17 protein-coding genes and 2 tRNA genes are annotated in these 21830 nt (G+C 73.3%); 2 read left to right on the top strand and 17 right to left on the bottom strand.

Annotation, left to right across the window (positions count from 1 at the left end; all coding sequences use genetic code 11):
- Positions 1-7: 7 nt before the first annotated feature.
- The 11 genes from def to folC all read right to left on the bottom strand — a co-directional run bounded on the left by def (position 8) and on the right by folC (position 12698).
- Positions 8-493, bottom strand: a complete 486-nt coding sequence (def, locus tag CRP39_RS01560; protein WP_097203753.1) for a peptide deformylase — start codon at positions 491-493, stop codon at positions 8-10.
- Positions 494-506: 13 nt separating this feature from the next.
- On the bottom strand, positions 507-1640 hold the full coding sequence (proB, locus tag CRP39_RS01555; protein ID WP_245853480.1) for a glutamate 5-kinase: 1134 nt from the start codon (positions 1638-1640) through the stop codon (positions 507-509).
- Positions 1637-3124, bottom strand: a complete 1488-nt coding sequence (gene obgE / locus CRP39_RS01550; RefSeq protein WP_097203751.1) for a GTPase ObgE — start codon at positions 3122-3124, stop codon at positions 1637-1639. Before obgE ends, proB begins: the two co-directional genes overlap by 4 nt.
- Before the next feature lie 152 nt (positions 3125-3276).
- On the bottom strand, positions 3277-3534 hold the full coding sequence (rpmA, locus tag CRP39_RS01545; protein WP_097203749.1) for a 50S ribosomal protein L27: 258 nt from the start codon (positions 3532-3534) through the stop codon (positions 3277-3279).
- A gap of 7 nt (positions 3535-3541) precedes the next feature.
- A complete protein-coding gene (rplU, locus tag CRP39_RS01540) occupies positions 3542-3853 on the bottom strand; it encodes a 50S ribosomal protein L21 (protein WP_097203748.1) in 312 nt (103 codons plus the stop codon).
- Positions 3854-4079: 226 nt separating this feature from the next.
- Positions 4080-7403 carry an Rne/Rng family ribonuclease gene (locus CRP39_RS01535; RefSeq protein WP_245853474.1) on the bottom strand — a complete coding sequence of 1108 codons (3324 nt, stop codon included), beginning with the start codon at positions 7401-7403 and terminating at the stop codon, positions 4080-4082.
- A 258-nt stretch (positions 7404-7661) separates the two neighbouring features.
- Positions 7662-8429, bottom strand: a complete 768-nt coding sequence (locus CRP39_RS01530) for a TIGR03936 family radical SAM-associated protein (protein WP_097203746.1) — start codon at positions 8427-8429, stop codon at positions 7662-7664.
- Positions 8429-10378, bottom strand: coding sequence for a TIGR03960 family B12-binding radical SAM protein (locus CRP39_RS01525; RefSeq protein ID WP_097203744.1), 1950 nt, complete (start codon positions 10376-10378; stop codon positions 8429-8431). Before CRP39_RS01525 ends, CRP39_RS01530 begins: the two co-directional genes overlap by 1 nt.
- A gap of 108 nt (positions 10379-10486) precedes the next feature.
- Complete coding sequence (gene ndk, locus CRP39_RS01520) at positions 10487-10909, bottom strand: nucleoside-diphosphate kinase (protein ID WP_097203742.1); 423 nt, start codon at positions 10907-10909, stop codon at positions 10487-10489.
- A gap of 11 nt (positions 10910-10920) precedes the next feature.
- Positions 10921-11325: a DUF4233 domain-containing protein gene (locus tag CRP39_RS01515; RefSeq protein ID WP_097203740.1), complete on the bottom strand. Its 405-nt coding sequence runs from the start codon at positions 11323-11325 to the stop codon at positions 10921-10923.
- Positions 11322-12698: a bifunctional tetrahydrofolate synthase/dihydrofolate synthase gene (folC, locus tag CRP39_RS01510; protein ID WP_097203739.1), complete on the bottom strand. Its 1377-nt coding sequence runs from the start codon at positions 12696-12698 to the stop codon at positions 11322-11324. Before folC ends, CRP39_RS01515 begins: the two co-directional genes overlap by 4 nt.
- A gap of 42 nt (positions 12699-12740) precedes the next feature.
- Between folC and valS the strand changes: the two genes are divergently transcribed.
- On the top strand, positions 12741-15338 hold the full coding sequence (valS, locus tag CRP39_RS01505; RefSeq protein ID WP_097203737.1) for a valine--tRNA ligase: 2598 nt from the start codon (positions 12741-12743) through the stop codon (positions 15336-15338).
- Positions 15339-15422: 84 nt separating this feature from the next.
- On the opposite strand, the gene clpX is transcribed toward valS, so the two are convergent.
- The 6 genes from clpX to CRP39_RS01475 form a co-directional block, all read right to left on the bottom strand.
- Positions 15423-16694, bottom strand: a complete 1272-nt coding sequence (gene clpX / locus CRP39_RS01500; RefSeq protein ID WP_097203736.1) for an ATP-dependent Clp protease ATP-binding subunit ClpX — start codon at positions 16692-16694, stop codon at positions 15423-15425.
- A 275-nt stretch (positions 16695-16969) separates the two neighbouring features.
- Positions 16970-17599 (bottom strand): ATP-dependent Clp protease proteolytic subunit, encoded by a 630-nt coding sequence (locus CRP39_RS01495; protein ID WP_097203734.1) that lies wholly within the window; start codon positions 17597-17599, stop codon positions 16970-16972.
- Between the two features lie 19 nt (positions 17600-17618).
- Complete coding sequence (locus CRP39_RS01490) at positions 17619-18254, bottom strand: ATP-dependent Clp protease proteolytic subunit (RefSeq protein WP_425432540.1); 636 nt, start codon at positions 18252-18254, stop codon at positions 17619-17621.
- A 307-nt stretch (positions 18255-18561) separates the two neighbouring features.
- Positions 18562-20049 carry a trigger factor gene (gene tig / locus CRP39_RS01485; protein WP_097203733.1) on the bottom strand — a complete coding sequence of 496 codons (1488 nt, stop codon included), beginning with the start codon at positions 20047-20049 and terminating at the stop codon, positions 18562-18564.
- 136 nt (positions 20050-20185) lie between these two features.
- Positions 20186-20259, bottom strand: a tRNA-Pro gene (locus CRP39_RS01480).
- 83 nt (positions 20260-20342) lie between these two features.
- On the bottom strand, positions 20343-21509 hold the full coding sequence (locus CRP39_RS01475; RefSeq protein WP_216359569.1) for an MFS transporter: 1167 nt from the start codon (positions 21507-21509) through the stop codon (positions 20343-20345).
- A gap of 123 nt (positions 21510-21632) precedes the next feature.
- Between CRP39_RS01475 and CRP39_RS01470 the strand changes: the two genes are divergently transcribed.
- Positions 21633-21706 (top strand) — tRNA-Gly (locus CRP39_RS01470).
- The last annotated feature ends 124 nt before the right edge of the window (positions 21707-21830 follow it).

Genomic DNA, 21830 nt, shown 5'->3' with positions numbered 1-21830 from the left:
GACCCGCTCAGACCCGGTCCCGCAGCGCCCGCAGCGCGGCCTTGCGCGCCTCGCCGGTGAGCCGGTCGAGGAAGACCTTGCCGTCGAGGTGGTCGACCTCGTGCTGCAGGGCACGGGCCATGAGGCCGGTGCCCTCCAGCCGCAGCGGCGCACCGGTGACGTCGAAGCCCTCGACGACGGCGTGCATCGCCCGCACCGTGGGCGCCCAGATGCCGGGGATCGACAGGCAGCCCTCGTCGCCGTCCTGGGTCTCCTCGGACAGCTCGACGATCCGCGGGTTCACCAGGTGCCCGATCACGCCGTCGACGTTGTAGGAGAACGCCCGCAGCCCGACCCCGATCTGCGGCGCGGCGACACCGGCCCGGCCGGGGTTGTCCACGGTGTCCTCGAGGTCCCGGACCAGCGCGGCCAGCTCCTTGTCGAAGGCGCGCACCTCGTCGGCGGGGGTGCGCAGGACCGGGTCACCGAGTTCGCGGATGGGGCGGATCGTCACGGCACCGAGTCTCTCAGCCCAGGGACGGACGCCGGACCAGCACCATCTCGTCGCGGTGCACGAGCTCCCGCTGGTACTCCGGGTCCAGCTCGCTGGTCTTGCGGCCCAACAGCGGCGGCAGCTCCCGGGCGTCGAACGCGACCAGGCCCCGCGCGACGACGACGCCGTCCGGGCCGACCAGCTCCACCGGGTCGTCGGCGAGGAAGTCCCCCACCACACCGGTGACGCCCGCGGCCAGCAGCGAGGCGTTGCGCTCCCGCACCGCCCGCACCGCGCCGTCGTCGAGCACCAGCCGCCCCCGGGGACGGGTGGCGAACCGCAGCCAGAACTGCCGGGCCCGCGGGCGGGGGCCCATGACGGCGAACCGGGTGCCCACCGACTCCCCCGCCAGGGCCGCGGCGGCCTGCGTCGTGGACGTGACGACGACGGGGACGCCGGCGTGCGCCGCGATCAGCGCGGCCTCGACCTTGGTGGCCATGCCGCCGGTACCCACCCCGTTGCGGCGGGCCGTGCCGAGGGTGACGACGTCCAGGTCGGCGGGGTCGCGGACGGTGTCCAGCAGCTCGGCGGGGCCCTTGCGCGGGTCGCCGTCGTAGACGCCGGCGACGTCGGAGAGCAGCAGCAGGGCGTCGGCGTGGGAGACGTGGGCGACCAGGGCGGCCAGCCGGTCGTTGTCGCCGAAACGGATCTCCTCGGTGGCCACCGTGTCGTTCTCGTTGACGATCGGCAGCACCCCGAGGGTGAGCAGCCGCTCGACGGTGCGCTGCGCGTTGCGGTAGTGGCTGCGCCGGGTGAGGTCGTCGGCGGTGAGCAGCACCTGGCCGACGGTGACCCCGTGGCGGGCGAAGGCGTCGGCGTAGGTCTGCACCAGTCGCAGCTGCCCGACGCTGGCGGCGGCCTGGGCGGTCGCCAGGTCCCGCGGGCGACCCTCGATGCCCAGCGGGGCCAGGCCGGCGGCGATCGCCCCGGAGGACACCAGCACGACCTCCCGCCCGGCGGCCCGCGCGGCGCCGAGGACGTCGACCAGTGCCGAGAGCCGCCCCTCGTCGAGCCCGCCGGGCAGCGTGGTGAGCGACGACGAGCCGACCTTGACCACGACCCGGCGTGCGCCGCCGATCTCCGGCCGGGCGCTCACGAGCTCGCTCACGTGCCCTCCTCGGTGGGGAGGTCCTCCTCGGTCCAGGTGTCGCCGAGCTCGTAGGGCACCCGGCGGGCCCGCTTGGCCGCCAGCCGCTCCTCGGCGCGCACCCGGTGCGGGGCGTCGATGCGGGCGTCGGTGCCGCGGCCGCCGAGCCCGGCGCTCTCCTCGACGGTGAGCGTGCCGGCCGGCAGGGTGGGCGCCCAGTCGAAGGTGACGCCGCCGATGGTGACCGCGTCGCCCTCCCGGGCCCCCGCCTTGGCCAGCTCCTCCTCGACGCCGAGTCGGTTGAGCCGGTCGGCGAGGAAGCCCACCGCCTCGTCGTTGGTGAAGTCGGTCTGGCGCACCCAGCGCTCGGGCTTCACGCCGCGGACGACGAACGCCTCGTCGTCCTCCGGGTCCCGCTCGACGGTGAACCCGCTGTCGTCCACCGCGCGCGGGGTGAGCGTGATCCGGGCCGCCTCGGGCTCGGGCAGCGCAGCGCGGTGCTCGTCGACCGCCGTGGCCAGGGCGAAGCCGAGTTCGCGCAGCCCCTCCCCCGTGGCGGCGCTGACCGGGAAGACCGCCAGCCCGCGCTCCTCCAGGGTGGCCCGCACGAGGTCGACCAGCTCGCGGGCGTCCGGGACGTCGATCTTGTTGAGGACGGCGATCCGCAGCCGGCCCACCAGGTCGATCTCCTCGCCGCTGTACTCGGCGAGCTCGTGCTCCAGCGCCTCGATGTCGCTCTCGGGGTCGCGGCCGGGCTCCATCGTCGCCATGTCCACGACGTGCACCAGGACGGCGCAGCGCTCGATGTGGCGGAGGAACTCCAGGCCGAGGCCCTTGCCGGTGGACGCGCCGGGGATCAGCCCCGGGACGTCGGCCATCGTGAAGGCGACGTCACCGGCGCGGACCACGCCGAGGTTGGGCACCAGGGTGGTGAACGGGTAGTCGGCGATCTTCGGCCGCGCCGCGGACATCGCCGCGATCAGCGAGGACTTGCCGGCCGAGGGGAACCCGACCAGGCCGACGTCGGCGATGCTCTTGAGCTCGATGACGGCGTCGAAGGCCTCGCCGGGCTCACCGAGCAGCGCGAAGCCGGGGGCCTTGCGGCGGGAGTTGGCCAGCGCGGCGTTGCCGAGGCCGCCCTTGCCGCCGTGCGCGAGCACCACGCGGGTGCCGGCGCCGACGAGGTCGGCGATGACCCGCCCGTCGGGAGTGCTCACCACGGTGCCGGCGGGGACGCGCAGGACGCGGTCCTCACCGCGGGCGCCGTGGCGGTTGCTGCCCTCGCCCGGGCGGCCGTTGCCGGCCTTCTGGTGCGGGCGGTGGTGGAAGTCCAGGAGGGTGTGGACGCTGGGGTCGACCTCGAGGACGACGTTGCCGCCGTCCCCGCCGTTGCCCCCGTCGGGCCCGCCGAGCGGCTTGAACTTCTCGCGGTGGATCGACGCCACCCCGTGGCCGCCGTTGCCGGCCGCCACGTGCACGACCACGCGGTCGACGAAAGCGGCCATGTCCGCGCCGCCTCTCAGTTCTCGGGGATCAAGCACCACGAGCGCACGGGCCGGTGGCCCGTGCGCTCGTGCGCATGGTGAGTGTGCGCTCGGCCCGCCCCGTCCAGAGGCTCACTGCGAGCTCGCGAGCGGTGAGGGGGACGAGGTGTTCTTCAGGCCTCGACGGCGGAGATGGAGATGGTCCGACGACCACGCCGCGTGCCGAAGGTGACCGCGCCGGCCTCCAGGGCGAACAGCGTGTCGTCGCTGCCGCGGCCGACACCCAGCCCCGGGTGGAAGTGGGTGCCGCGCTGGCGCACGATGATCTCGCCGGCCTTCACGACCTGCCCGCCGAAGCGCTTGACGCCGAGGCGCTGCGCGTTCGAGTCGCGGCCGTTGCGGGAGGACGAGGCGCCCTTCTTGTGTGCCATGTCGTCGTCAGCCCTTCGTGATGTCGCGGACCACGACGTCGGTGAGGGGCTGACGGTGCCCCTGACGCTTGTGGTAGCCGGTCTTGTTCTTGAACTTGTGGATGCGGATCTTCGGACCCTTGGCGTGGCCGACGATCTCGCCGGTCACGGTCACACCGGCCAGCGCCTGCGCGTCGCTGGTGACGGTGTCCCCGTCGACCAGGAGCAGGGCCGGGAGGGTGACGGTGTCGCCCGCCTCACCCGCGAGACGGTTGACCGTGAACCGGTCGCCCACGGCCACCTTGTGCTGCCGGCCACCGGCCTTCACGACTGCGTACACCACTGACTCCTCGATCGCTTCTACGTGTCCTGCGTGCACCCCGACGACGGGCGTCGGGTGCTGGACGGGCTGCGCGCCTGCCAGGCGACACCGTGCGGTGCCCGGCCCGTGGCGATGCAACCCGACCAGCGTACCCGAGGGATCGGGACCGGGTCGAACCGGGCGACGACCCCCTGTCCAGGCCCTCCTCCCGGGCCCGCGGGGGCCGGGAGGAGGGTCGTGCTGCTCAGGAGGCCGGCGGACCCGCCGGCCGGCTGGCGGCCCGGCGGCGGCGCGGCCGGGTCGTGGCCACGGCCACACCGGCGTCGTCGCCGGCCGCGGGCACCTCGGGCGAGGGCTGGTCGGCCGGCTCGTCCACGGGCCCGGCGTCGTCGGGGCCGGCACCGGCCGGCACCGCCTCGTCGTCGGTCGCGCCAACCGGAGCGGGCAGCGGCGCCTCGAACGGCGTCCCGGCGTCCGGCTGGGCACCGTGCTCCGCCGACTCGTTCGCCGGGGCCTCGGCCGCGGCCGGCTCGGCCGCAGCCGGCTCGGTCCCGGCCGCCTCGACGGTGCGCTCGGGGGCCTCCTCGGGCGCCGAGAGCTGGTCGAGGACCGCGACCCCGACCGGGACCGGCGCCTGCTCGGCGGCCGCGCTGCGGTCCGGGGCGGGGGCCTCGTCGCCCGCCGTCCCGCCCGGGGTCGTGGCGCCGGGCGCGGCGAGCACCGCGGCGTCCTCGGCGGCCCGCTCCTCACCGGCCTGGTTGCGGCCGCGCCGGCCACGGCCGCGGCGCCCGCCGGGACGCTGGCCGTCCCCCTCGCCCTCCGCGGGAGCCGCCACCTCGACGGCGACGGTCCCGGGCGCCACGGGCTCCGGCGCCTCGGCGGGGCCGGGGTCCTTCGTGCCGGCGTCCTTGGTCTGCTGGCCGTTGTCCCTGCCGCGCTCGGGGCGCCCCTGGTCGCGACGGCCGTTGCCGCCGCCCGGGCTCCCGGGGCCGCCGGGGGCGCGGCGCCGCTCGTCGACCGGGTCGGTGTTCACCAGCACCCCGCGCCCGCGGCAGTGCTCGCACGGCTCGGAGAAGACCTCCAGCAGGCCCTGTCCGACCCGCTTGCGGGTCATCTGGACCAGGCCCAGGGACGTCACCTCGGCGACCTGGTGCTTGGTGCGGTCGCGGCCCAGGCACTCGGTCAGCCGCCGCAGCACGAGGTCGCGGTTGCTCTCCAGCACCATGTCGATGAAGTCGATGACGATGATGCCGCCGATGTCGCGCAGCCGGAGTTGGCGGACGATCTCCTCGGCCGCCTCCATGTTGTTGCGCGTGACGGTCTGCTCGAGGTTGCCGCCGGAGCCGGTGAACTTGCCGGTGTTGACGTCGACGACGGTCATCGCCTCGGTGCGGTCGATGACCAGCGAGCCGCCGGAGGGCAGCCACACCTTCCGGTCCAGGGCCTTGGCCAGCTGCTCGTCGATGCGCAGGTCCCGGAAGACGTCGCCCTCGCCGGTGTAGCGCGCCAGCCGGCCGGTGAGCTCCGGGGAGACGTGGGCGACGTAGGCCTCGACGGTGTCCCAGGCGTCGTCGCCCTGGACCGTGAGCTCCTTGAAGTCCTCGTTGAAGACGTCCCGGATCACCCGGATGGCGAGGTCGGGCTCGCCGTAGAGCAGGGTCGGCGCGTTGGAGGTCGACTCGGCCTTCTTGGAGATGACCTCCCACTGCGCCTGCAGGCGGGCGACGTCGCGGGTCAGCTCCTCCTCCGACGCCCCCTCGGCGGCGGTGCGGATGATGACGCCGGCGTCCTCGGGGACGATCTTCTTCAGGACGTCCTTGAGCCGCTGCCGCTCGGTGTCGGGCAGCTTGCGGCTGATGCCGGTCATCGACCCGCCGGGCACGTAGACCAGGAACCGGCCGGGCAGGTTGATCTGCTGGGTGAGCCGGGCGCCCTTGTGGCCGATCGGGTCCTTGGTGACCTGCACCAGCACCTTGTCGCCGGACTTCATCGCCTGCTCGATCGAACGCTGCTTGCCCGACAGGCCGGCGGCGTCCCAGTTGACCTCGCCGGCGTACAGGACGGCGTTGCGGCCCTTGCCGATGTCGACGAACGCCGCCTCCATGCTGGGCAGCACGTTCTGCACCCGGCCGAGGTAGACGTTGCCGGCGAAGGACGTCGCCTGGGCCTGGGTCACGTAGTGCTCGACCAGCACGTCGTCCTCGAGGACGGCGATCTGGGTGCGCTCGCCCCGCTGCCGGATGACCATCTTGCGGTCGACCGCCTCGCGGCGGGCGAGGAACTCGGCCTCGGTGAGGATCGGCGCCCGCTTGCGGCCACTGTCCCGTCCGTCGCGGCGGCGCTGGCGCTTGGCCTCGAGCCGCGTCGAACCGGTGACCCCCTTGACGTCGTCGTCGCTGGTGGTGCGGCCGTTGCGGCCGGCCCGCTCGGGGCGGTCGTCGTCGGCCTCCGCCGCGGCCTCGCCGTCGCCGGTGCTCCCCCGGCGGCGGCGCCGGCGCCGGCGGCGGGTGCTGGAGCCGCCCTCGGCCTCGTCGCCCTCGGTGGTGTCCTCGCCGCCGTCGGTGTCGCCCTCGGTGTCGTCCTCGTCGGACTCCTCGGCGCCCTGCTCGTCGCCGGAGTCCTCGTCCTGGGTCTCGTCGGAGTCGTCGGCGTCGCCGGAGTCCTCGCCGCTGCGCCCGCGCCCGCGACCACGGCGGCCCCGCCGCCGGCGACGGCTGCCGGCGGAGCCGCTGTCGTCGCGGTCCTCCGACTCCTCGTCGGTGTCGGTGTCGGTGTCGGCGTCGGCCGGGGTGGTGTCGTCCTCGTCGGTGTCGACCGTCTCGGCGGCCGTCGCCTCGTCGGCGCCGCTCCGGCGGCGGGACCGTCCCCGCCGCGAGCGGGGCGCCGTCTCCTCCTCGTCGCGCTCGTCGCGGTCCTCGGCCGGCTCGGTATCGGTGTCCTCTACCACGGGGGACTCGGCGGGACGACGGCTGCGCCGGCGAGGCGCCGGCGGGACGTCGTCCTCGGCCGGGGCAACGAAGCTGACGAAGGCCGGCATGGCGGGCGCGACCGGCGGGGCGGCGGTGTACGCGCCGGGGTCGGCCGCACCGGCCGGCCGGGTGGCCCGGCGGCGGGGCCGGGCGATGACCGCCGTGGGCTCCGGCGAGCTGAACTGGGCACCGAAGCGCGAGGCCGGGTGCTCCTCGTGCTCGGGGTCGGGCAGGGCCGCCGCCGGGGCCTCGGTGACCGCCGGGGTCTCGGTGACCGCCGGGGTCTGGGCGACCGCCGGATCCGGTGTGGGCTGCGGCTCCGGCGCGACCTCGGGCTCCGGGCGGGCCTCGGCCTCGGGAGCGGCCTCGGGTGCGGGCTCGGCCTCGGCCTCGGGTGCAGGCTCGGCCTCGGGAGCGGGCTCGGCCTCGGCGGTCGCCGGTGCCACGGCGTCCTCGGGGTCCTCCGCACCGGGCTCCGCCGCGTCGGCGTCCTCCGGCAGGACCGCGGGGTCGAGGCCCTCGTCGGCCGGCGCCGCGCCGTCGGGGGCCGGCGTGGTGTCCACGCTGGTGGGGGTGGTCTCGTCGTTCTGGTCGGCCACGAGGGCTCGCCTCCTGTGTGGTGCTCCCGGGCGCCGATCACGTGGACTGGCGGCCGCGCAGGAGCACGGGTTGGGCGGGTCGAGCGGCCGCACCGGGTGCGGCGGCGAGCTCGACTCGCGAAGTCTGTGGCCGGCTCCCGGGCCGTGGTTGCCGCGGCCGGGTGCCGGGTGGTGCTGGTCTTCGGTCCTGCGAGAGCTCGGGGTGCGTCACGTCTGGCAGCCGTGCCGCTCGACGTCGCGAGGCTCCGGCCCCACCGGTCAGACCGCCGCGTGCTCCCCCTGGCAGCGGGTGCGCGCTGCGCGGTCCGGTCCGAGCGGGTCGGCCACGATCCCGCTGTCGTCGAGCCGGCCCTGCGCCTCACGCACGGCCCGGGGGGGCGACGGCGGGCGCAGGTCGGCGACGGCAGCAAGAGCGGCCAACACGTCGTCGGGTCGAACGGCGGGCGTCACCTGCCGGACGACCATGGTCAGTATGGCACAACCTGCTGTGCCCGCCGACGCAGCGGAGGCCACCGGCTCCCGCGCGTCGACGTCCTTGAGGCCGTTCTTCGTGCGCTTGGCGACGGTCACCACGTCGCTGGCAAGGAAGGCCGCGACGGCAGCCGCCAGCTCCTCCGGCTCGACGCCGGGCAGTTCGACGCGCCAGCGCGCGGCGTCGATCCGGTCGGCCAGCGAGCCGCCCCCCTCGGCGGCCTCGACGCACTCCAGGACGTCGACCCCCGGGGGCAGCGACGCGTCGAGCGCGGCCCGCACGGCCTCGGGGTCCCGCCGCTCGGCGAGGCCGATCTCCACGTACTCGGCCTCGCTGGCCGCACCCGTCGGCGCGGCGCCCACGTAGGAGATCTTGGGGTGCGGGCTGAACCCGGCCGAGAACGCCATGGGCACCTGCGCCCGGCGCAGCGCGCGCTCCAGCGCCCGCGCGAGGTCTCGGTGGGAGGCGAAGCGCAGCGGTCCGCGCTTGGCGTAGCGCAGCCGCAGCTTCTGCACCGTCGGCGGCGGGGGCGGCCCCTCGGGCTGGCGGGCCACTAGCGGCCGACGACCGTGAGCGGGAGCAGGCTGCGCCCGGTCGGCCCGATCTGGATCTCGGTGCCGTTGGTCGGGCAGACGCCGCAGTCGTAGCAGGGGGTCCACCGGCAGTCGGCGACCTCCTCCTCGCTGAGTGCCTCCTGCCAGTCGTCCCAGAGCCACTCCTTGTCCAGCCCGGAGTCCAGGTGGTCCCAGGGCAGGACCTCGTCCTGGGTGCGCTCCCGGGTGGTGAACCAGTCCAGGTCGACCCCGAAGGCGCTGAGCTCCTCGGCGGCGGCCGCCGTCCAGCGCTCGTAGGAGAAGTGCTCGCTCCAGCCGTCGAACCTGCCGCCCTCGCGCCACACCCGCTCGATGACCCGGCCGACGCGGCGGTCGCCTCGGGAGAGCAGGCCCTCGACCACGCCGGGCTTGCCGTCGTGGTAGCGCAGGCCGATGGAGCGGCCGATCCGGCGGTCGGCGTTGATCGCCTGGCGGAGCACGCGCAGGCGGTGGTCGATCGTCTCGGCGCTGGCCTGCCCGGCCCACTGGAACGGGGTGTGCGGCTTGGGCACGAACCCGCCGATGGACACCGTGCAGCGGACGTCCTTGGAGCCGCTGGCCTCGCGGCCGGCGCGGATCACCTCGACCGCCAGCTCCGCGATCTCCAGCACGTCCTCGTCGGTCTCCGTCGGCAGACCGCACATGAAGTAGAGCTTCACCTGCCGCCAGCCGTTGGCGTAGGCGGTGGTGACGGTGCGGACGAGGTCGTCCTTGGACACCGTCTTGTTGATCACCCGGCGGATCCGCTCGCTGCCGCCCTCCGGGGCGAAGGTGAGGCCGGAACGGCGCCCGTTGCGGGACAGCTCGTTGGCCAGCGTGACGTTGAAGGCGTCCACGCGGGTGCTGGGGAGGCTCAGCCCGGTGTTGGTGCCCTCGTAGCGGTCGGCGAGCTCCTTGGCGAGCTGGCCGATCTCGGAGTGGTCGGCGCTGGACAGCGACAGCAGGCCGACCTCCTCGTAGCCGGTCGCCCGCAGCCCCTGGTCGACCATCGAGCCGATGCCGGTGATCGTCCGCTCGCGCACCGGGCGGGTGATCATCCCCGCCTGGCAGAACCGGCAGCCGCGGGTGCAGCCCCGGAAGATCTCCACGCTCATCCGCTCGTGCACCGACTCGGCCAGCGGCACCAGCGGGGTCTTCGGGTACGGCCACTCGTCGAGGTCCATGACCGTCCGCTTGCCGACCCGCGCCGGGACGTCGTCCCGCGTCCGGGTCACCGCCGTGATCGCGCCGTCCGGGCCGTAGCCGACCGCGTAGAAGCGCGGCACGTAGACGCCGTCCACCCGCGCGAGGCGGGCGAGCAGCTCGACGCGGCCACCGGGCCGGCCCTGCTCCTTCCACGCCGCGACGACGTCGGTGATGTCGCCGACGGCCTGCTCGCCGTCACCGAGGACGGCGCAGTCGACGAAGTCGGCGATCGGCTCGGGGTTGAACGCCGCGTGCCCGCCGGCGACGACCACGGGGTGGCTCTCGTCGCGGTCCAGCGCGTGCAGCGGGATGCGGGCGAGGTCGAGGGCCTCGAGCAGGTTGGTGTAGCCGAGCTCGGTGGCGAAGCTGACCCCGAGCAGGTCGAAGTCGCCGACGGCGCGGTGCGCGTCGACGGTGAACTGGGGGACGCCCTGCTCGCGCATGAGCCCGGCGAGGTCCGGCCAGACGGCGTAGGTGCGCTCGGCGAGGGCGTCGGGGCGCTCGTTGAGCACCTCGTAGAGGATCATCAGCCCCTGGTTGGGCAGCCCGACCTCGTAGGCGTCGGGGTACATCAGCGCCCAGTGGACGGCGACGTCGTCCCAGGCCTTCACCTGCGCGTTCAGTTCACCGCCGACGTACTGGATCGGCTTCTGCACCTGCGCGAGGAGCGGTTCGAGGCGGGGGTAGAGCGTCTCCCCCGAGGCATGGCGCGTGGTCCCAGTCATGACCCGTCCAGGGTAGACGCGCCCTCTCCCGCGGTCCCCGTCCGAGGTGGCCCCCTTGCAGGGTCCCGCCACGAGCGTGCGAGTGGCGGGGGGCAAGGGGGTCCTCTTTCAGCCCAGGTCGGGGAAGAACAGCGCGATCTCGCGGGCGGCGGACTCGGGCGAGTCGGAGCCGTGCACGATGTTGTTCTGCACCTCGAGGGCGAAGTCGCCGCGGATCGTGCCCGGGCCGGCCTGGACCGGGTCGGTGGCGCCGGCCAGCGCGCGGAAGGCCTCGATGGCCCGCGGGCCCTCCACGACCAGGGCCATGAGCGGGCCGCTGGTGATGAACTCGACCAGCGAGGCGAAGAACGGCCGCTCCCGGTGCTCGGCGTAGTGGGTCTCGGCGACCTCGGCGGTCAGGGTGCGCAGGTCGGCGGCGACCAGGCGCAGGCCCTTGGCCTCCAGGCGCGAGATCACCTCGCCGACCAGGCCACGGGCGATACCGTCGGGCTTGACGAGGACCAGGGTGCGGGCGGGAGTGGCTTCAGACACGAGCGCGGAGCCTACGCGGCGGGGTCGCCGTCCTCACGGGGCGTGGGCTGGCGGGGTGCCGGCTCGCGGAACGGGGAGCCCAGCAGCTCCTTGCGGATCTGCAGCAGGTACAGCCAGATCAGCAGGAACACGCCGGCGACGAACCACATCACGCTGTTGAGCAGGCCGGTCGCCAGCAGCGGCACCTGCAGGGCGGTGGCCACCAGGAGGCCGCCGGGCCGACGCTGCAGGCCCGCGGCGAGGATCAACAGCACCGCCAGCACGAGCAGCGCGGTCAGGCGGGCGCCGGTCAGCCCGGGCCCGCTCTGCGCGATGCCCCGCGGCACGAACAGCACCGCGATGCCCTCCAGCACGAGGATGCCGGCGGCCGCGCCGCGCAGCGCCCGGGCGGCGCGGACCGGGTCCGGAGCGGTCACCGGCTCGCCCCGCCCATCAGGGTGCGGGCCTCCCCCGCGGTGATCACGCTGCCGGTGACGAGCACGCCGGAGCCGCCGAGGGCGTCGTCCGGCCCGGCCTCGGCCAGCTCGATCGCCTCCGTGAGGGCTTCGGGGAGGCGCGGCGAGACGCTGACCCGGTCGGCGCCGAAGACGTCGACGGCGAGGGCGCCCAGCTCGTCGGCGGGCATCGCACGCGGGGAGCTGTTCTGGGTGACGACCAGCTCGGCGCAGACCTCCTCGAGCGCGGCGAGCATCCCGGCGACGTCCTTGCCGCGGACGGCGCCGACCACGCCCACCAGCCGGGTGAAGTCGAAGGACTCCCGGATCGCCTCCACCGTCGCGGCCATGCCGGCGGGGTTGTGCGCGGCGTCGACCAGCACCGTGGGGCTGGTCCGCACCCGCTCCAGCCGGCCGGGCGAGCGGACGGCGGCGAACGCGGCGCGGACCGTGTCGGCGTCGATGGTGCCGGTGCTCGCGCCGGCCCCGAGGAACGCCTCGACGGCGGCCAGGGCGGTGGCGGCGTTCTGCGCCTGGTGGGCGCCGAACAGCGGGAGGAAGACGTCCTCGTACTCGCCGCCGAGGCCCTGCAGCCGCAGTTGCTGCCCGCCGACGGCGACCTTCCGCTCCAGGACGCCGAACTCGGTGCCCTCCCGGGCGACGACCGCCTCCACCTCGACCGCGCGGCGCACCAGCGCGTCGAGGGCGCCGGGCTGCTGGCGGGCGAGGACGGCGATGGCGTCGCGCTTGATGATCCCGGCCTTCTCGCCGGCGATCGTGGTGACGTCCGGGCCGAGGTACTCGGCGTGGTCCAGCGCGACCGGGGTGACGACGGCGACGCGGGCGTCGACGACGTTGGTGGCGTCCCAGGTGCCGCCCATCCCGACCTCGATGACCGCGACGTCGACCGGGGCGTCGGCGAAGGTCGCGTAGGCCATGCCGACCATGACCTCGAAGAAGCTCATCGGGTGCTCGCCGGCGCTGTCGACCATCTGCACGTAGGGCGCGATGTCGTCGTACGTCTCGACGAACCGCCCGGCGCTCACCGGCTCGCCGTCGAGCACGATCCGCTCCCGCATCGACTGCAGGTGCGGGCTGGTGAAGCGGCCCACCCGCAGCCCGAAGCCGCGCAGCAGCTCGTCGACCATGCGGGCGGTCGACGTCTTGCCGTTGGTGCCGGCGACCTGCACGACGGGGTAGGCACGGTGCGGGTTGCCCAGCAGGTCGACCAGGGCCGAGATGCGCCCGAGGGAGGGCTGGAGCCGGCTCTCCGGCCAGCGGGCCAGCAGTTCCTTCTCGACACGGGCGAGGTCGACGTCCTCGGGCCGGCGGCCCTCGGAACTGCTGCTGCTCATCCTCCCCAGGATGCCAGCAGCCCACTTCTTAGGATGAGGTACATGGTCACCGACACCCGCACCCCGGACACCCCCGCCCCGGGAGGCTCCGTCGGCGTACCGGAGAAGCCGTCGCTGGACGGGCTCGAGGAGAAGTGGGTCGCCGCCTGGGCGGACTCCGATGTGTACGCGTTCGACCGGGCTGCGGCGCTGGCCGGTCCGCGCGACCAGATCTGGGCGATCGACACCCCGCCGCCGACCGCCTCGGGCTCGCTGCACGTCGGGCACGTGTTCAGCTACACCCACACCGACATCGTCGCCCGCTACCAGCGGATGCGCGGCCGGCACGTCTACTACCCGATGGGCTGGGATGACAACGGGCTGCCCACCGAGCGCCGGGTGCAGAACTACTACGGCGTCCGGTGCGACCCGTCGTTGCACTACGACCCGTCGTTCTCGCCGCCGTCGTCCCCGGGCAAGGACCAGCTGCCGGTGTCGCGGCGCAACTTCGTCGAGCTGTGCATGCAGCTGACCGAGGAGGACGAGCGCGCCTTCGAGCAGCTCTGGCGCCGGGTCGGGCTGTCGGTCGACTGGTCGAACGTCTACCGGACGATCTCGGAGTCCTCCCGGGCCACCGCGCAGCGGGCGTTCCTGCACAACCTCGCCCGCGGCGAGGCCTACGCCCAGGAGGCGCCGACCCTCTGGGACGTCACGTTCCGGACGGCGGTCGCCCAGGCCGAGCTCGAGGACCGCGAGCGTCCCGGCGCCTACCACCGGATCTCCTTCCACGCCGCCGACGGTCCGGTCTTCATCGAGACCACCCGTCCCGAGCTGCTGCCCGCCTGCGTGGCGCTGGTGGCCCACCCCGACGACGAGCGCTACCAGCCGCTGTTCGGCACGTCCGTGCGCACGCCGGTGTTCGACGTCGAGGTGCCGGTGGTCGCGCACCGCCTGGCCGAGCCGGACAAGGGCTCGGGCATCGCGATGATCTGCACCTTCGGCGATCTCAACGACGTCACCTGGTGGCGCGAGCTGCAGTTGCCCACCCGGGCGGTGATCGGCTGGGACGGCCGCCTGGTCCCCGACCCGCCGACCGGGCTGTCCTCCGACGGCGCCGCGACGGCGTACCGCGAGCTGGCCGGCAAGACCGCGCACGCCGCCCGCGAGCGCATGGTGGAGCTGTTGCGCGAGTCCGGTGACCTGCACGGCGACCCCACGCCGATCACCCACCCGGTGAAGTTCTACGAGAAGGGCGAGCGGCCGCTCGAGATCGTCACGACGCGGCAGTGGTACATCCGCAACGGCGGTCGGGACGACGACCTGCGGGCGGCGCTGATCGCCCGCGGCCGGGAGATCCAGTGGGTGCCCGAGCACATGCGGTACCGCTACGAGAACTGGGTCGAGGGCCTCAACGGCGACTGGCTGATCAGCCGGCAGCGGTTCTTCGGCGTCCCGTTCCCGGTCTGGTACCGGCTCGACGAGTTCGGGGACCCGGACTACTCCGACCCGATCCTGGCACCGGAGTCGGCGCTGCCGGTCGACCCGTCCTCCGACGTGCCGGAGGGGTTCACCGAGGAGCAGCGCGGCAAGCCGGGCGGCTTCATGGCCGACCCCGACGTCATGGACACCTGGGCGACGTCATCGCTGTCGCCGCAGGTGGCCTCGGGCTGGGACACCGACCCGGAGCTGTTCGCCAAGGTCTTCCCGATGGACCAGCGGCCGCAGGCACACGACATCATCCGCACCTGGCTGTTCTCCACCGTCGTCCGGTCGCACTTCGAGTTCGGCACCGTGCCGTGGACGCACGCGACGATCTCCGGCTTCGTCGTCGACCCCGACCGCAAGAAGATGTCGAAGTCGAAGGGCAACGTCGTCACCCCGATCGACGTGCTCGAGCGGTTCGGCACCGACGCCGTCCGGTGGCGGGCTGCCGGTGCGCGGCCGGGCGCGGACTCGCCGTTCGACGAGGCGCAGATGAAGGTCGGCCGCCGGCTGGCCATCAAGATCCTCAACGTGGGCAAGTTCGTCCTCGGCCTCGGCGCCTCGGCCGGGCTCACCGCCGAGCAGGTCACCGAGCCGATGGACCTGGGGCTGCTGGCCGGGCTGGCGGCCGTGGTCGACGAGGCGACGGCGGCGATGGAGGCCTACAACTACACCCGCGCCCTCGAGGTGGCCGAGGCCTTCTTCTGGTCGTTCTGCGACGACTACGTGGAGCTGGTGAAGTCCCGGGCCTACGGCTCCGACGACGCCGCCCGCTCCGCCCAGGCCACGCTGGCGATCGCGCTGTCGGTGCAGCTGCGCCTGTTCGCCCCGGTGCTGCCGTTCGTCACCGAGGAGGTCTGGTCCTGGTGGCAGACCGGGTCGGTGCACCGCGCCGCCTGGCCGGCCGCCACGGAGCTGCCAAGCGGGGGCGACCCGTGGGTGGTGACGGTCGTGGCCGCGGCGCTGGCGGGCGTGCGCAAGGCGAAGTCCGACGCCAAGCAGTCGATGCGGGCCGACGTCGAGTCGGCGACGGTCACCGCGCCGGCCGAGCAGGTCCCGCTGGTGGAGGCCGGTCGCCGCGACCTCGCCGAGGCCGGCCGGATCGCCGCGCTGGAGATCGTGGCCGGCGAGGGCCCGCTCTCGGTCGACGTCGTCCTCGCACCCACCGCGGAGGCCTGACCGACCGCACGGACGCACCGGACCCGGAATGCGCGACGGCCCGCCTCCCATCGGGGAGGCGGGCCGTCCTGCGGGCGGGGTGTGTCAGGCGCTCTTCTCGCGGGGGGCCCGGGTGGGCTTGCGCGGCACGATCGTCGGGTTGACGTGCTCCAGCACGACCTCCTTGGTGATGACCACGGAGGCGACGTCGTCCCGGCTCGGGACGTCGTACATGACCGACTGGAGGACCTCCTCCATGATCGCCCGGAGGCCACGGGCGCCGGTGCCACGCAGGATCGCCTGGTCGGCGATGGACTCGAGCGCGTCCTCGGTGAACTCCAGGTCCACGCCGTCGAGCTCGAACAGCCGGCGGTACTGGCGCACCAGGGCGTTCTTCGGCTCGGTGAGGATGTTGATCAGCGCCTCGCGGTCGAGCTTCTCGACGCTGGTGATGACCGGGAGCCGGCCGATGAACTCGGGGATCATCCCGAACTTCAGCAGGTCCTCCGGCATGACCTCGGCGAAGGTGTTCGCCGCGTCCATCTCCTTCTTGCTGCGCACCTCCGAGCCGAAGCCGATGCCCTGCTTGCCGGCCCGCTGCTCGATGATCTTCTCCAGCCCGGCGAAGGCGCCGCCCACGATGAACAGCACGTTCGTCGTGTCGATCTGGATGAACTCCTGGTGCGGGTGCTTGCGGCCGCCCTGCGGCGGGACCGACGCCGTCGTCCCCTCGAGGATCTTCAGCAGCGCCTGCTGCACGCCCTCGCCGGAGACGTCGCGGGTGATCGACGGGTTCTCGCTCTTGCGGGCGATCTTGTCGACCTCGTCGATGTAGATGATGCCGGTCTCGGCGCGCTTGACGTCGTAGTCGGCGGCCTGGATCAGCTTGAGGAGGATGTTCTCGACGTCCTCACCCACGTACCCGGCCTCGGTGAGGGCGGTCGCGTCGGCGATGGCGAACGGGACGTTGAGCATCCGCGCCAGCGTCTGGGCCAGGTGCGTCTTGCCGCAGCCCGTCGGGCCCATGAGCAGGATGTTGGACTTGGCCAGCTCGACCGCCTCGTCGCGGCTGCCCCCGCCGCCGGCCTGCACCCGCTTGTAGTGGTTGTAGACCGCCACCGAGAGCGCGCGCTTGGCCTTGTCCTGGCCGATCACGTACTGCTCGAGGAAGTCGTGGATCTCCTTGGGCTTCGGCAGTTCGTCGAACTTCAGGTCCGACGACTCCGAGAGCTCTTCCTCGATGATCTCGTTGCAGAGGTCGATGCACTCGTCGCAGATGTAGACCCCGGGGCCAGCGATGAGCTTCTTGACCTGCTTCTGGCTCTTGCCGCAGAACGAGCACTTGAGCAGGTCACCGCTCTCACCGATTCGTGCCACCTGCTGACCTCCACCTCGGGGAATCAGGCCCTGGTCTCAGGTACCTGCGTGTGAACTGGTGCTGATCTCCCGTACACGGCCCCGCACTCCGCGAGGCTCTCCTCCCGGCGCTTTCGGGCCGGGGATCGGGCGCTCGCCGACGGTACCTGCCGGCGTCCGTCCCGGAGGGCGATGACTCGCCCGGCCGAGCCGATGCCGAACCACATGCGTCCCGCGTCCCCCGACGGTACGGGTCGAGGGCGCGACACGCGCGCCCTCGACCCGCCGCACGGGGATCAGACCGCGGGGAGTGCGTTGAGCTTCCGGCTCTGGATGACCTCGTCGACGATCCCGTAGGCCTTCGCCTCCGGAGCCGTCAGGATCTTGTCGCGCTCGATGTCGGCGCGGACCTGCTCGAGGGTGTTCCCGGTGTGGCGCGCCAGGATCTCCTCCATCTGCGACCGCACGCGCTGGATCTCCGCGGCGTGGATCTCGAGGTCGGACACCTGGCCGCCGGACTCACCCGAGGGCTGGTGGATGAGCACGCGGGAGTACGGCAGCGCCAGCCGCTTGCCCGGCGTCCCGGCAGCCAGCAGGACGGCGGCGGCCGAGGCGGCCTGGCCCATGCAGACGGTCTGGATGTCGGGCCGGACGAACATCATCGTGTCGTAGATCGCCATCAGCGAGGTGAACGAGCCACCGGGCGAGTTGATGTAGATCGTGATGTCGCGGTCCGGGTCGGCCGACTCCAGCGTGATCAGCTGGGCCATCACGTCGTTGGCCGAGGCGTCGTCGATCTGCACCCCGAGGAAGATGATCCGTTCCTCGAAGAGCTTGTTGTAGGGGTTGGACTCCTTCATGCCGTAGCTCGTGCGCTCCACGAAGGAGGGCAGGATGTAGCGGCTGGAGGGCATCTGGAAGCTCATGGTCGGTCTCCTCGGACCCTCAGTTGTCGGTGACCGGGTTGGTGCTGTCGGTCATGGCGGCCCGGCTCACCACGTGGTCGACGAAGCCGTACTCGAGGGCTTCCTGCGCGGTGAACCAGCGGTCGCGGTCGGAGTCCTTCTCGATCTGCTCGATGGGCTGCCCGGTGTGCATCGACTGCAGCTCGTTGAGCTCGCGCTTGGTGCGGCGGAACAGGTCGGCCTGGATGGCGATGTCCGACGCGGTGCCCCCGACGCCGGCCGAGGGCTGGTGCATCATGATCCGCGCGTGCGGCAGGGCGTAGCGCTTGCCCTTGGTGCCGGCGGTCAGCAGGAACTGGCCCATCGAGGCGGCCAGGCCCATGCCGTAGGTGGCGACGTCGCAGTCGATGAACTGCATCGTGTCGTAGATGGCCATGCCGGCCGTCACCGAGCCACCGGGCGAGTTGATGTAGAGGTGGATGTCCTGCTTCGGGTCCTCCGCAGACAGCAGGAGCATCTGGGCGGCCAGCTGGTTGGCGATGACGTCGTCGACCTGGCTGCCCAGGAAGATGATGCGCTCGCGGAGCAGGCGCTCGTAGACCGAGTCGTTGAGGTTCATCCCCCCGGCGGCGCCACGCAGCAACGGTGCGCTCGCCAGGTTCGGGTTGGTGCTCACGGGTGTGGTGACCTCCGTAGGACTGTCGGGCAGTCGGTCTCGGTGGGCGGGTGGGTGCAGGCACGGCGGGTGGTGCGGGCCCGGGGAATCCGGTGCGCAAGGTCTGCGTCGACCCTAACGCGCAGGTGTCGGGGAGCAGTCCCGGCGCGGGCGGTGTTCGCCGTGGGCGCAGCGACCCGGCCCGGGGGTCCGTAGACGAGCGACGCCGCCCCTCCCCGGTGAGCGGGGCGGGACGGCGTCGGTCGTCGGTGGCCCGTCCAGAGGCTCGCCCCGAGCTCGTTCGGGGCGAGGAGGACGGGGTCCTCTCTCAGGCCTTGGCGGCGTTCCCGGCGTCCTCGGTGTCGGCCTCGGTCGAGACCTCACCGGCCTCGGTCGTGGCGTCGGCGTCCTGGGCCTCGGTCGTGGGGTCGGCGTCCTCCGTCGCGGTGTCGGCGTCCTCGGCCTCGTCGCCGTCCTCGGTCCCGGCCTGCACGGTCCGCGGCCGGAGCGCCTCGAGGTCGACGACGTTGCCCGAGGCGTCGGTGATCGTCGTCTGCTCGAGCAGCTGGGCCAGTGCCTTGGTGCGGCGGACGTCAGCGACGAACTCGGCGATGTTGCCGCCCTGCTGCAGCTGCTGGGCGTACTGCTCGGGGCTCATCCGGTTGCGCTGGGCCTGGGCCATGATCTGCGCCGACAGGTCCTCGTTGTCGACGGTGATCTCCCGCGCGTCGGCGATCGCGTCCAGGATGAACTGCGTCCGCACCGCCTCCTCGACGTTCTTGCGCTGGTCGGCGTCGTAGGCCTCGCGGTCCTCGACGCCCGACATCTGCAGGAAGCTGTCCCAGTCCATGCCGGCCTGCTGCAGCTGGCCCGCCATGGTCTGGTTGCGCCACTCGACCTCGCGCTCGACCAGGTTCTCCGGGATCGGGACCTCGATGGTCTCGAGCAGGTGCTCGACCAGCTTGTCGCGGGCCTGCGCGCCCTGCTGCAGCACCTTGGTGCGGGCCAGGCGGGTGCGGACGTCCTCGCGGAGCTCCTCGAGGGTGTCGAACTCGCTGGCGGTCGAGGCGAACTCGTCGTCGAGCTCGGGGAGCTCCTTGGTCTTCACCGAGCGGACGGTGACGGTGACGTCGGCCTGCTGCCCGGCGTCCGGACCGTTGAGCAGCGCGGTCTGGAAGGTCTTCGACTCGTCGGCCGACAGGCCGCGGACGGCGTCGTCCAGGCCCTCCATCAGCGAGCCGGTGCCGACCTCGTAGGACATGCCGGTGGTCGAGCCGTCCTCGAGCACCTCGCCGTCGAGCTTGGCCTCGAGGTCGATGGAGACGAAGTCGCCGTCCTCGACCGCGCGGTCGACGGCGGTCAGCATGGCGAACCGCTCGCGCATGACGGAGATCTGCTGGTCGATCTCCTCGTCGGTGACCTCGACGTCGTCGACGGCCACCGACAGCTCGTCGAGCGAGGGCAGCTCGACCTTGGGGGCGACGTCGACCTCGGCGGTGAAGGCGAGGGTGTCGTTGTCGTCGAGGCGGGTGACCTCGATGTCGGGCTGGCCCAGGACGCGGACCTGGTTCTCCCGCACGACCTCGGAGTAGACCTCCGGGATGGCGTGCTGGACGACCTGCTCGAGCACGACCGGACGGCCGATGCGCTGGTCGAGCACCCGGTTGGGCACCTTGCCGGGGCGGAAGCCGGGCACGCGCACCTGCCGGCCGAGCTCCTTGTAGACCTCACCGAAGGCGTGGTCCAGGTCCCCCCACGGCACCTCGATCGCCATCCGGACCCGCGTGGGGCCCAGTTCCTCGATGGTGCTCTTCACAGCGGCAGTGCTCCTCGATCGAAAGACAGGGACGGGCGCCATGCCGGTTCGACGGCGCCGGGTGTCGACCCACGAGCATAGAGACGTCGCGGGAACGGCCGGGGCGGCGGGCGAGAGACCCACACCCCACCCGCGGTCGGGGTGGCGGGATTTGAACCCACGGCCCCCCGCTCCCAAAGCGGGTGCGCTACCAAGCTGCGCCACACCCCGTGGCGGACCGAGTCTAGGCGGGCCGGGGCCGGAGCCCGCGCCGGCCGCCGTCCACAGCGACCCGGCACCCCCGGCGGGGCCGCTCAGGCGGGTGGCCGCCACCGCGACCGGCCCCACACGGCGACGACCCCGAGCGGGACGGCGATGATGCAGGCGGCCAGGAAGATGGCGCGGTAACGGCCGGCATCGGCCAGGTCGGCGACGGCTACCGACGCGAGCGCGCTCCCGCAGAACAGGGCCCCGGCGAACAGCGAGACGATCGTGGCCCGCGCCGCCGGCAGCACCTCGGTCGCCCACGTCTGCAGCGACGAGTGCATGGCGGCCCACGCGAGGCCGAGCAGGACGGTGACGGCGATCGCCGCGGGGGCCGCCCGCGACAGCGACAGCACCAGGCAGGCGGCCACCGCCGCCGCGGCGCCGATGGCGATCAGCCGCGACGGGTGCAGCCGGCGGGACAGCCTGCCTACCGCGGTCGCGAAGACGAGGACGGCGGCGCCGTAGACCGCCGTGACGGCCCCGGCGAGGGCGGCTGTGGCGCCGGCCGCCTCGATCGCGGAGGGCAGCAGGGTGAGGACACCGATCAGCACGCCGCCCTCCACGAAGGCCAGGGCCAGCACGAACAGCGCCGTCCGGGACCGAGCCACGGTGAGGAACGGCGCCAGCGGGTGGCGGTGCACCCGGGTCCGCGGCGGCTCGTCGAGATACCGCAGCGCGAACGACAGGGCAAGCGCCCCCAGCCCCGTGATGACGAAGACCGCCCGCCAGGTGAGCTGCTGCCCGACGACGCCGGCCCCCACCGAGGCCAGTGCGGTGCCGAAGGCCACCCCGACCATGAGCCGGGTGAGCTCCCGCTGGCGGCGGTCCGTGGGCACGGTGTCGCCGACGTAGATGAGCCCCGCGGGGTAGGCGGCACCGAAGAAGGCGCCACCCACCCCGCGGGCGATCCCGAGGGCCAGGGGGCTCCAGGCGAACGCGGCGGCCACGGCGGCGAGGCCGGCGACCACGAGGGCCAGCCGCATCGTCCGCACCAGGCCCAGGGCGTCCGACACGACTCCCCAGAGCGGCTGACTCAGGCCGTAGGCCAGGAAGTACGCGCCCGCCGCCTGCACGATCGCCGACAGCGGGACGTCGAGGCTCGCGGCGATCGTGATGAGCAGCGGGGGCATCGCGAAGCGGTCCAGGATGCTGACGAACGCGTTGGCCTGGAGCAGCCGGATCGGGCTCGTCCGCCGGGGCCGGGTGCTCCGCACGAGCGGACGGTATCGGGACGAGTGCGGGCCATGCCCTGGCCTCATCGAGGGCTCGCAGGGCCGAGGCGCTACCCTCGACGCGGACTGCAAGCGGAGGGGGTCACCCCTTCTCCGCCCGGTCTCGCGGGTGTAGCTCAATGGTAGAGCCCCAGCCTTCCAAGCTGGCCATGCCGGTTCGATCCCGGTCACCCGCTCCACGTCCTGACCAGCTCATAAGCCCGTCTGTGCAGCTAAATGGGGCAATGGGGCCAACCTCCTGCCGCGCCTGTCCTGCCCGCTGTTGACTGCTGACCACCGGTCTTGACCGGTGCTTGAGGCACG

This window comes from Geodermatophilus sabuli, from assembly GCF_900215145.1.
GTDB classification, from domain to species: Bacteria; Actinomycetota; Actinomycetes; order Mycobacteriales; family Geodermatophilaceae; genus Geodermatophilus; species Geodermatophilus sabuli.
This window is presented reverse-complemented; position numbering and strand designations above follow the sequence as displayed.

Coding starts and splice junctions, on each gene's coding strand:
- obgE (WP_097203751.1), bottom strand. CDS start 3,124: ATGGCCGCTTTCGTCGACCGCGTGGTCGTGCACGTGGCGGCCGGCAAC.
- rpmA (WP_097203749.1), bottom strand. CDS start 3,534: ATGGCACACAAGAAGGGCGCCTCGTCCTCCCGCAACGGCCGCGACTCG.
- CRP39_RS01525 (WP_097203744.1), bottom strand. CDS start 10,378: ATGACTGGGACCACGCGCCATGCCTCGGGGGAGACGCTCTACCCCCGC.
- folC (WP_097203739.1), bottom strand. CDS start 12,698: ATGAGCAGCAGCAGTTCCGAGGGCCGCCGGCCCGAGGACGTCGACCTC.
- valS (WP_097203737.1), top strand. CDS start 12,741: ATGGTCACCGACACCCGCACCCCGGACACCCCCGCCCCGGGAGGCTCC.
- CRP39_RS01495 (WP_097203734.1), bottom strand. CDS start 17,599: ATGAGCTTCCAGATGCCCTCCAGCCGCTACATCCTGCCCTCCTTCGTG.